A 5,153-nucleotide genomic window follows, 5' to 3' on the forward strand; every position below is an offset into this window, starting at 1 on the left:
GGCTAGATCACTGAAAAACGCAAAATATCAGATCTACGGAGAAATATGAATGACCTCCCAAAAGCTCCTAATACTGCAATAATGTGCCGATCTGCGAAGGCAATAAAATACTGTCTTCCTGTTTCAAACACCGGAGTCTTGAATGAATTACAAAAAGCATCTCTGTGCGGCCCTCTTAGCCTTAGTGCCGTTTACGGCCTTTTCTCAAACAACTGTGAATACGCCAACAGCACCGGCCGCTGCAGCGGCGGATAAGTCGGTCCCGAATGCACCCGCAGCCATCGTTCAGGATGAAAAACAAATTTGTGACACATTGAAAAAAACACTCCAAGGGAAGCTCGGTATTCCGGTCGAGTCGGTTTCGGTTACGCCTGTTAAAGGTGTGTATGAAGTGGTAGCGCAGAATGAAATTATGTATTCGGACGCTACCGCCGATCACATCATTGTTGGCCAGCTGTTTGAAACAAAAACACAGAGAAATCTGACGGCAGAAACGAAAGATCGACTCAGCCGCATTGATTTCACCAAGCTTCCGCTTGCGGATGCCATCAAAATCGTGAACGGCACGGGCGCTCGTCAGATTGCTGTTTTCTCCGATCCGAACTGCTCTTTCTGCCGCAAACTTGAGGCAAGTTTGAAAGAAATGAAGGATGTCACGATTTACACATTCCTCTATCCGGTGATTCGTCCTTCCTCTCTGGCCGAAAGTCAGAATATTTGGTGTGCCAAAGATAAGGGCGCTGCCTGGAGAGCACGCATGCTCGACGGCGTTCAGGCGCCGGCAAAGAGTGCTAATTGCGATGTCTCTGCGATCGAACGCAATATCGCCTTAGGCAGCAAGCTCGGCGTGACGGGTACTCCGACCGTCTTTGTTCCGAGCGGCCAAAGAGCCCCGGGCGCCGTGAGCATTGAATACCTGGAAAACATGCTTGCTAAAGATAAACTCTCGGAATGAGTTGGTTTTTCCCGGTCTCTCCTTTGAGACTCGTATATTTCAAATATCAATATTGAGGAGAGATTCCGGTGACCAAAAAATTTCCGTTGACTAATTGGTCTGAGAAAAAGGCTTTCACGATTAAGCTTGGCGCAGTCAAGAAGTATCACATTGCTGTTTTTGCCGACCCGAACTGTCCGTGGTGCAAGCGCTTCTTTGAAGAGAACACGGACAAACTGAACGATTTGGAGATCTTTGTCTACTTGGCTCCGGTTCTCGGTGAAGATTCAGAAAAACTTGCCGCAGAGATTCTGTCGGAAAAAGATCCGGCTGCGGCTTGGACTGACTGGGTCATGAATGAGAACCGCCCGAAGGTAAAAGTGACTGAAGAAGCAAAAAATACTGTTGAAGACAATATGGAGCTCTTGGAAAAGCTGGGTATTGAAACCGTTCCGGCAATTTATTTGGCAGACGGCGAAGGTCCTTACGGGTTTATGACTGCCATGGAGCTCATCTCCAAGATTGAGCAGGAAGGCGGAAAGGAAGACGAAGGTAAGGAGCCTAAAGAGCTTTAAGTAAGAAACACAAACGGCCGGATCCGGCCGTTTCGCTTGATTAGGCTTGAGCGGTATTACAAGCTTTCCGGGGTGATACCGTTCGGTAAAAGGAGCCAGGCGCGAGCTTGGCTTTTTTGTCTGCCTGCGTTTTTGCCCGCTTCATCTCCGAATCCCCAGAAGAAGTCAAAGCGGATCGGACCTTTGATGGCGCCGCCCGTGTCCTGCGCGACTACCGGCTTTGTGAAATTAAGGTTCGGATTGGTTTGAGAAACCGAAACCAGTACCGGTGTTCCCAGCGAAATGTATCTTCTGTCTACTGCAACCGAAGCTTTAGGCGTCAGGGGAAGGCCTTGGGCGCCGATCGGTCCCTCGTTCGGATCTCCGCCTTTCTTTTCTTTAAAGAAAACGAAGCTTTGGTTTTGGTTGAGCAGGGTGTCCACCTTATCCGGGTTGTTCTGTGCCCAGGCTCTTATGTTCTGCATGGACAATTCATGGTGCTTCAGATAGCCCTGATCGACAAGCCAAGATCCCACGGCCTTGTACGGACGGCCGTTTTGATCGTCGTAGCCGACTCGAATCAGTTCGCCTTCTTCAGTCCGTAGTCTTCCGGACCCCTGAATTTGAAGGAAGAAGACGGCGACAGGATCGTCGCTCCAGGCGATGGAGTACTTGTCGAGGTCTTTACGAGCGACGATTTTTGCTCGAGTGTCGTAAGGGACGAGTTTTCTCCCTTGAATTTTTCCTCTTAAGCGCATGCCTTTGAGTTTCGGATAGGCTTCCGCTAAGTCAACAATGATTAAGTCGTCAGGCGTAGAGAGGATCGGGGTGGTGTGCCGCTCTGTTCGATGTTTCGAGACAGTAAGCAGAGGTTCATAGTAGCCGGTCATGAGGCCGGTATCAGAAACGGAATAAACGGTTCCGGTTTGCGTACCGATCGTGCGTTTTTCGATTTTCCACGGAGTGAAATTATTTTTGAAGAACGCTTCCGCATTCTGAGCGTCTGTACCGGATGCTTTCGAGCAAGCTTCAGCCCAGGCTGTTTTTCGGTAAATCGAGCGGCAGGAAATCTTGAATGCAGATAACGCAGCTGCCCAATCCTCTTGCTCTGAAGAAGGGGTGTCGGAGAAGGCAGAGATTTCAAAACGGACGCTTTCTTCCGTGGGCTCCGTAATCTCCTGAGGCTTTTGTTTATTGCTGGAACAGCCGTTAAGCAATGCTAAGCAAATTAAAGCCGAAACAAGGGAAGCGATGCTGCGTTTGGTCATAAATTCTCTCCTGCGAACGCCTGATTCTAGGACAAAATCAAATCGGTCATTTTTAGACGTCTTGCCATTCAAGGACGAGGCCCAAGTCTTTAAAATTGAAAGATGGAGGTCACAATGACAAAGACAAAATACAGAATTGCGCCGTCTATCCTTTCGGCTGATTTCGCGAATCTCGGAAAAGAGGTTCAAGATGTGATTGCAGCCGGGGCAGACTGGATTCATTTTGATGTAATGGACAATCACTACGTGCCGAACCTGACGGTCGGTCCGATGGTATGTAAAGCGATTCGTCCTTATACCGAGGCACCGATTGATGTCCACCTCATGGTTGAGGCTGTGGACGAAATCGTTCCGTTGTTTGCGAAAGCAGGTGCCAACATTATTACATTCCATCCGGAAGCGAGCCGTCATGTTGATCGGACGCTGAGGCTGATTCGTGACTGCGGCTGCAAGGCAGGTTTGGCCTTAAATCCGGCGACTTCGCTGGAGTATCTGCATTACGAGCTCGACAACATCGATATGGTTCTGCTCATGAGCGTCAACCCCGGATTCGGCGGACAGTCCTTTATTCCGACGACGATCGGAAAGCTGCAGGAGTGCCGCTCTCTTCTTGATAGTTACGCAGAGGTTTCCGGACGCAAGGTCCTTCTAGAAGTAGACGGCGGCGTAAAGAAATCGAATATCCGAGAAATTGCAGCAGCCGGTGCGGACACATTTGTTGCAGGAAGTGCAATTTTCAACGAGGCCGACTACAAAGCTGTTATTGACGACATGCGCTCCGAGCTGGCGTCCCTGTAAAGATGAAACGTTTTGAGAATTTGAAAGCGGTACTGTTTGATCTGGACGGCACCCTTGTTAACACGCTTCCGGGGCTCACCGAACTCGTGAACCAAATGCGTTCCGACTTTGACAAGCCTCCGCTCTCGGAAGAGAAGGTTGGCAAATACATCGGGAAAGGAATGTTTGTTTTAGTTCGGCGTGCGATGACCGATTCCATGGACGAGCCGTTTCCTGAGGAAATGTTCAACTTAGCCGTCAAAAGTATGGCAAGACATGTGGAGGCGGGACGCTACTCAAAGGGCGTGCTGTATCCCGATACGATAGAGACCATCAAGTATGTCAAAAATTTGGGGCTAAAGACAGCAATCGTAACGAACAAGCCCTATCAAATGACACTGGATACGCTGGCCGGCAAAGGGCTGCTCGAACTTGTGGATTTAGTTGTGGGCGGCGACAGTGCGGCTAGACCCAAACCGTATCCCGATCCGCTTGTTTATGCCTGTGAGAAACTCGGCGTGGCACCGGAAGAAGTTCTGATGGTAGGTGATTCAGGAAACGATTCTTCAGCGGCGAAACAGGCGGGTGCCCAATCGATACTCGTGAGAACGGGCTGGAGTGAAGGTGTGCCGCTGGATGAAATTGCAAAACGTGACGAAGCGGCAGCAATGATTGACCATCTTTCGGATTTACAGGCCCTCCTTCCAGCGAAGGAGGGAGCTCATGCTTGAAAGCAGTATCAAAGAGGATTGGAAACCGGTTCTTTCTGATTTCGAGCATTCGGAGGCGGGAAAGAAGATTGAGCAGCTTTTGGCGAAACAGAAAGCCGAAGGGTTGAAAATTTTTCCGCCGAAACCGTACCGGGCTTTAGAACTTCTTTCAGCAGGAGAAGTAAAAGTCGTCATTCTCGGACAGGATCCTTATCACGGATTCAATCAGGCAAACGGATTGGCGTTTTCCGTGAACAAGGATGTACCGCCGCCTCCGAGCCTGAGAAATATCTTTAAAGAAATTAAAAGGGAGTATCCGGAAGCCGAATTCAGAACAGGAGAGTTGGAAGGCTGGGCCAAACAAGGCGTTCTCCTTCTCAACACGGTTCTTACAGTTGTAGAAGGAACGGCCAACAGCCATAGTAAGAAAGGCTGGGAAGAGCTGACCGATGAAATTATTGCGAAAGTAGCCTCGGAGGGAAGACCAGTCGTTTTTATGCTTTGGGGAAAATCGGCTCAGGAAAAGAAGAAGCTCATTCGAAAATTCAATAAAGATTGTTTGATCTTAGAGAGCAACCACCCGTCGCCGCTGTCGGCAATGAGAGGCCCGATTCCTTTCATCGGGAATGATCATTTCAGAAAAGCAAATGAATGGCTGACTCAAAAGGGAATTTCTCCAATTAATTGGACGAAACATAACTAGAAGAAACCCCTAAATTACAATTCGTTAAATTTCAGTAATCTTTTGATTTTAAAAGGAAAGCTATATTTTTACTCTGAAATTATAAAATTTTTTCGAGAGGAAGGTTTGACAAGCCTAAAAAACCTCTTCATAATTCGCACCTCGTTACTGATGACAACGCAGTAACTGATTGAGTTCTTTAAAAATTTATCGACGACCGATAAGAGC

6 protein-coding genes are annotated in these 5,153 nt (G+C 48.5%); 5 read left to right on the forward strand and 1 reads right to left on the reverse strand.

Annotation, left to right across the window (positions count from 1 at the left end):
• Positions 1 to 142: 142 nt before the first annotated feature.
• Both HMPREF9439_RS07845 and HMPREF9439_RS07850 read left to right on the forward strand, forming a co-directional pair.
• Positions 143 to 955, forward strand: coding sequence for a DsbC family protein (locus tag HMPREF9439_RS07845; RefSeq protein ID WP_008864452.1), 813 nt, complete (start codon positions 143 to 145; stop codon positions 953 to 955).
• Between the two features lie 68 nt (positions 956 to 1,023).
• Positions 1,024 to 1,509, forward strand: coding sequence for a DsbC family protein (locus HMPREF9439_RS07850; RefSeq protein ID WP_008810128.1), 486 nt, complete (start codon positions 1,024 to 1,026; stop codon positions 1,507 to 1,509).
• Between the two features lie 56 nt (positions 1,510 to 1,565).
• Here the strand turns inward: HMPREF9439_RS07850 and mltA are convergent, their stop codons facing one another.
• A complete protein-coding gene (gene mltA / locus HMPREF9439_RS07855; protein WP_008810127.1) occupies positions 1,566 to 2,756 on the reverse strand; it encodes a murein transglycosylase A in 1,191 nt (396 codons plus the stop codon).
• 102 nt (positions 2,757 to 2,858) lie between these two features.
• Between mltA and rpe the strand changes: the two genes are divergently transcribed.
• The 3 genes from rpe to HMPREF9439_RS07870 are packed head-to-tail and all read left to right on the forward strand — an operon-like array spanning position 2,859 to position 4,946.
• On the forward strand, positions 2,859 to 3,554 hold the full coding sequence (gene rpe / locus HMPREF9439_RS07860) for a ribulose-phosphate 3-epimerase (protein WP_008810126.1): 696 nt from the start codon (positions 2,859 to 2,861) through the stop codon (positions 3,552 to 3,554).
• Between the two features lie 2 nt (positions 3,555 to 3,556).
• Entirely contained in the window at positions 3,557 to 4,264 is a 708-nt protein-coding gene (locus HMPREF9439_RS07865) for an HAD-IA family hydrolase (RefSeq protein WP_008810125.1), read from the forward strand.
• Complete coding sequence (locus HMPREF9439_RS07870; RefSeq protein WP_008864453.1) at positions 4,257 to 4,946, forward strand: uracil-DNA glycosylase; 690 nt, start codon at positions 4,257 to 4,259, stop codon at positions 4,944 to 4,946. The genes HMPREF9439_RS07865 and HMPREF9439_RS07870 overlap by 8 nt, the downstream gene beginning before the upstream one ends.
• Positions 4,947 to 5,153 lie beyond the last annotated feature (207 nt).

The sequence above is a fragment of the Parasutterella excrementihominis YIT 11859 genome, assembly GCF_000205025.1.
GTDB classification, from domain to species: Bacteria; Pseudomonadota; Gammaproteobacteria; order Burkholderiales; family Burkholderiaceae_F; genus Parasutterella; species Parasutterella excrementihominis.